A 3,630-nucleotide genomic window follows, 5' to 3' on the forward strand; every position below is an offset into this window, starting at 1 on the left:
TGCGGAGCCACCATCGCTCCGCTGAAGATCACCGAACCGCCACCGACCGCGGCGGGCGCCGACGAGCGAGGCTCCGGCGTGGAGCAACTCCCGCAGGGCGGCGTCGACGGTGGCGGTGGCGATCAGCCGCTCGGTGAGTTCGTGCCGGCATGCCGAACTGCTCGATGAGCGCCGGGATCGCACCGATGTGGTCGAGATGGGCATGGGTGATCAGCACGGCCCGAACATCGGCAAGCCGACCGCCGATCTGCCGGACAGAACCGAGCACGTCGGCGGCGTCAGCGGGGTATCCGGCGTCTATCACGGTGATCCCGGAATCGTCGCTGATCAGCGCCCAGTTGACGTTGGTGCCGGCTACGACATGGACGGAGTCGGAAACCTGATCGATTTTCATCTCGGGCCTACTTCTGGATGTCGTGTTCGATGATCCCGATGCCGTCGATTTCCAGGCGCAGATGGTCGCCGGGGGCGAGCCAGCGGCCCAGTTCCATCCCACTTCCACCGGGCAAGGTGCCGGTCGACAGCAGTTCGCCGGGGTAGAGCTGTTCGCTGCAGGACACGTGCGCGATGGCTTGGGCCATCGAGTACCGGGCATTGTGTGTTCCGGTGCGCGCCACGGTCTCTCCGTTGATCGTGACCGTGGCGGTCAATCGGTCGAGCCGATCGATGAGCGCGGGCCCGGCGGCCGCGGTCGCCGACATCGAGGTGAGGAAGTGTTTGGATCGTTGCGGTCCGAACCCCGAACGCATTTCGGCCAGTTGGACGTCGCGGGCGGAGAAGTCGTTGATCACCACCACTGCGGCGATCGCGGCGGCCGCCTGTTCGACGGTGGCGTCGCGCAGCGGAACACCGAGCACGACGCCGAGTTCGAGTTCGAAATCCAGTGCCCGCGTGTAGTTCGGGGCAGCAACCGGCAACCCGGAGGGGACGATGGTCAAGGCGTTGGACATGTAGTAGATCGGCTGCCGGTACCAGAGCGCGTGCGGCCGGAACGGCGGGAAAGTGCGCCGGGTCAGTGTCTCGTACGCGGTGGCGACGCGGGAGCCCGCAGGCAAGAATCGGCGGGCCAGACCGCGCGCGGCGTCGACGGCGTGCCTTTCGAAGATCATGAAATCGCGGAACGAGGCCGGGCACACCGGCAGGACGAGGGCCCCGTCGTCCAGCCCGAGGGCGTCGTAGCGCGCTAGCTCGAAATCGAGGGTAAAGGCGGGCTCGATTCTCGGGAACCCCTGGCTACCATCGGATTCGGACTCGGTGCGCCATCCCGTGCCGTATTCGATCTGGGTATCGATTCGGTGTGTGCTGCGATCGAGGATGCGCCGCATCCGAGGGATCGCCACCGTGGCCCGATCGTGTGGGTGGGTCATGCGGTGACCTCGACGCCCACACGTAGGTGATCGCGAAGGAATTTCGTCGACAGTGCTGTCCACTGCTCGGCGTGGCCCATGGCACAGTGGTCGTCCTCGGCATAGAGCACCAATTGCGCGTCCGGTGCGGCGATGGCGATGTCGATCGAGTCCTGGGTGGAGGCAAGGGTGTCGCGGGCGCCGTTGATCACCAACAGTGGGATGTCGATCCGGCGATAGTGCTGGGCGAGTGAGAATGTCGCCAATTTGCTCGACAAGTCGGCAGGGCCTCGAGCACCAAGGGTCGAGACCAGCGCGGAGACCATGATCTCGGGCATGCCGATCGAGTTGAGCAGCCCGAAACTGCGGTCAGCGAGCGGGCCGTTGGACACTGCTACCGTCAGCCTCGGGTCGACGGCGGCCATCCGCGTCGACCAGTAGGCTCCGAAACTGAAGCCCAGCATGCCGATCCGTTGCGCATCCAGGCGCGGGTCAGCGCACAGGTGATCGATGACGGTCGAGTAGATGGTCTCGGCGTCGATGCTCAGCGGCTCGGTATACGAGTAGGTGCCGGGCATCTCCATCACGAATACGCCCATACCGGCGTCACGCCGCGACAACAGCGGCAGTAGCGCTTCGGCGATGGTGCCTTCCAGCCCGTTGGTGACCAGGATCGTCGGTACCGACTCCACACCGGCTGGAAGCATCAGCATTCCACGCACAGTCTGAGCGCCGACCGGAATTCGCACCACTTCGATACGCACTCCCATCGCGGTGTCGAGCGAACCCAGCAGCACTTCGCACAGCCGGTGCGAGCGCTCGTAGGCGACGAGCCTGGCCGGGCTGAACCCCGGCCAGGCGGCGATGAACTCGTACACCAATGCCTTGATCAGCCCGTCGATCGCGATCGCGGCATCGGCGGCGTCGGGATGAGCCGCACAGAATCGGTCGACTGCCTCGGGATCGGCCACCGGCCCTCGGTCGGCCAGGATCGTTACCGCTGGTGAGAGCAACTCGCCCAGAGCATGCAGGTCCAATGGCGCGGCGGGGTCGAGCAGTTGGTCGGTCGACGGCCCGCCCAGGCGCAGCAACGCCGTGTCGGCCCGCGCGAAGTGTTGGCGGGCGAAGTCTTGCCAGTACCCGGTCCAGCGGGTGTCGTCGAAGGACCGGCAACCGTGCAGCTGACGCTGGAATTCCTCGGTGTCGATCCCGCCGAGGTGGGTGAACCTCTCGGCGAACAACCGGGGCAGGAATCCCGCCACGCCGACCCGCCGGGCCGCACGCTCGGTGGTGTGAGTCATCGCGCGAGCGCTGATGAGCACTCGTTTGCCGATCTCCCGCACTGACGTCATCGTTGTGCCTCTCGATCTCTAATCGCAGATTTTTCTGCTTTTGTGAGCGTAGGCACAGCGATAGCCAAAAGCAAGAAGCTCTGCTTTAGCATGGGGCTATGTCGGAAGCCGAGAACATCGAGCCGCCGCGTCGACCCGGAGGACGGGCGGCGAAGGTCCGCGAAGCCGTGCATCGCGCCGTGCTCGACGCTGTCGAAGAACACGGCGTGGACAAGGTCGGCATCCCCGATATCAGCCGCCGCGCCGGTGTCCGCGACAGCTCCATCTACCGGCGATGGGGAACGCGGGAGAACCTGGTGCTCGATGTGATGCTCAGCGCGAGCGAGCGCACCCTGCCGTTACCGGACACCGGGTCGTTGCGCGGAGATCTTTCCTTCTTCGCCACCGCACTCATCGCCTACCTCGATAGCCCTCTGGGTGCCGGTCTTGCGCGCGCTCTGGCGTTCATCAGCGACTCCGAAGACATCGCCCGAGCACGAAACACCTTCTGGGAAACCCGCTACGAAGCCAACCGGGCCATGGTTGCCCGGGCGGTCGAACGCGGCGAGCTACCCGCCGGCACCGACACCCGGACCGTCGTCGAAACCCTCATCGCGCCGATACACTTCCGCCACTTCCTCACCCGCGAACCGATGGACGAACGGTTCGTCGACCAGCACGTCATCCGGGCGATCCGCGCGTTGCAGTCCGATCCGGCCGAATGAGCGACCGCCCATGACGCCTCCGATACCCCTCGACGAACAGGTAATAAATGACTGATCCCGAACCCCGGCAGCCTTCGGCCTATACCAACGGCCTGCGCACCCGCGAAGAAGTCATGGGCGAGGAGTACGTTGCCCAGGCGCTGGCCCGCACCTCCGGCAGCGAATCGGCAGATCTTCAGCGCTTCGTCACCGAGCATGTCTGGGACGCGGTATGGAATCGGCCTGGTC

General features: G+C 65.5%; 4 protein-coding genes and 1 pseudogene. 2 read left to right on the top strand and 3 right to left on the bottom strand.

Features of this window, described 5'->3' with window-relative positions:
• Positions 1-28: 28 nt before the first annotated feature.
• From ACFWF3_RS28250 to ACFWF3_RS28260, 3 genes are read right to left on the bottom strand one after another with little or no spacing between them, the layout of a single operon-like run.
• On the bottom strand, positions 29-394 hold the full coding sequence (locus tag ACFWF3_RS28250) for an MBL fold metallo-hydrolase (protein ID WP_379316501.1): 366 nt from the start codon (positions 392-394) through the stop codon (positions 29-31).
• Positions 395-401: 7 nt separating this feature from the next.
• A complete protein-coding gene (locus tag ACFWF3_RS28255) occupies positions 402-1,367 on the bottom strand; it encodes a fumarylacetoacetate hydrolase family protein (protein ID WP_379316503.1) in 966 nt (321 codons plus the stop codon).
• Positions 1,364-2,698 (bottom strand): alpha/beta hydrolase family protein, encoded by a 1,335-nt coding sequence (locus tag ACFWF3_RS28260; protein ID WP_379316505.1) that lies wholly within the window; start codon positions 2,696-2,698, stop codon positions 1,364-1,366. The genes ACFWF3_RS28255 and ACFWF3_RS28260 overlap by 4 nt, the downstream gene beginning before the upstream one ends.
• 98 nt (positions 2,699-2,796) lie before the next feature.
• On the opposite strand from ACFWF3_RS28260, the gene ACFWF3_RS28265 reads away from it, so the two are divergent.
• Both ACFWF3_RS28265 and ACFWF3_RS28270 read left to right on the top strand, forming a co-directional pair.
• The gene (locus ACFWF3_RS28265) at positions 2,797-3,402 is read left to right on the top strand and encodes a TetR/AcrR family transcriptional regulator (RefSeq protein WP_379316507.1); all 606 of its coding nucleotides are present in this window, start codon (positions 2,797-2,799) and stop codon (positions 3,400-3,402) included.
• 47 nt (positions 3,403-3,449) lie between these two features.
• A pseudogene (locus tag ACFWF3_RS28270) lies at positions 3,450-3,630 on the top strand (4-carboxymuconolactone decarboxylase); the annotation flags it as partial.

The sequence above is a fragment of the Nocardia sp. NPDC060220 genome, assembly GCF_042727815.1.
Lineage (GTDB): Bacteria > Actinomycetota > Actinomycetes > Mycobacteriales > Mycobacteriaceae > Nocardia.

Coding starts and splice junctions, on each gene's coding strand:
- ACFWF3_RS28250 (WP_379316501.1), bottom strand. CDS start 394: ATGAAAATCGATCAGGTTTCCGACTCCGTCCATGTCGTAGCCGGCACC.
- ACFWF3_RS28255 (WP_379316503.1), bottom strand. CDS start 1,367: ATGACCCACCCACACGATCGGGCCACGGTGGCGATCCCTCGGATGCGG.
- ACFWF3_RS28260 (WP_379316505.1), bottom strand. CDS start 2,698: ATGACGTCAGTGCGGGAGATCGGCAAACGAGTGCTCATCAGCGCTCGC.
- ACFWF3_RS28265 (WP_379316507.1), top strand. CDS start 2,797: ATGTCGGAAGCCGAGAACATCGAGCCGCCGCGTCGACCCGGAGGACGG.